Source organism: Roseisolibacter sp. H3M3-2 (genome assembly GCF_029211165.1).
In the GTDB taxonomy this organism is placed as follows: Bacteria; Gemmatimonadota; Gemmatimonadetes; order Gemmatimonadales; family Gemmatimonadaceae; genus Roseisolibacter.
The window spans coordinates 1-738 of record NZ_JARGEK010000752.1; the positions used below are offsets into that span (position 1 = coordinate 1).

Consider the following 738-nt stretch of genomic DNA (forward strand, 5'->3'; position numbering starts at 1 on the left):
GCGGCGGCCGCGCCGCCGGCGGTCGTGCCACGGCGGACGCGGAAACGCGCGCCCGAGGCGCCGCCGCCGCTCGCCGTGCGCGCCGAGGACCTCCAGGCGCTGCTCGGCGCGCCGCCGTACGAGGACGACCTGGCGACGCTCGAGGACAAGGTCGGCGTGTGCAACGGGCTGGCGTACACGGCGGCCGGCGGCGAGCTGCTGGAGGTCGAGGTGAGCGTGGTCGCGGGGCGCGGGCGCGTGCAGCTGACGGGCACCCTGGGGGACGTGATGAAGGAGAGCGCGAGCGCCGCCGTCAGCTGGGTGCGCGCGCGCGCCGCGGCGCTCGGCGTCGACCCGGAGTTCCACCGCACGCGCGACGTGCACGTGCACATCCCCGCCGGCGCGACGCCCAAGGACGGGCCGTCGGCTGGCGTCACCATCGCCACCGCGCTGGTGAGCGCGCTGACCGGCGTGCCGGTGCGCGGCGACGTCGCGATGACGGGCGAGCTGACGCTGCGCGGGCGCGTGCTGGCGATCGGGGGGCTGAAGGAGAAGGGCGTCGCGGCGCACCGCCACCGCATCGCGCACGTGGTCGTGCCCAGGGGGAACGCGCGCTCGCTGGAGGAGCTGCCCGAGGCGGTGCGCGCCGCCGTCACCTGGCACCCCGCGGCGACGATGGACGAGGTGCTGGCGATGGCGCTGCGCGCGCCGGTGGCCGCCCCCGCGCGCCCGCGCCCGCAGGCGGCGGCGCGCCGTCCC

The 738-nt window shown here is 79.1% G+C and carries 1 protein-coding gene; it reads left to right on the top strand.

Going from position 1 to position 738, the window contains the following annotated elements:
- Positions 1-75: 75 nt before the first annotated feature.
- On the top strand, positions 76-738 hold a 663-nt coding region (locus PYV61_RS26190), incomplete at its 3' end, for a S16 family serine protease (protein WP_275836829.1).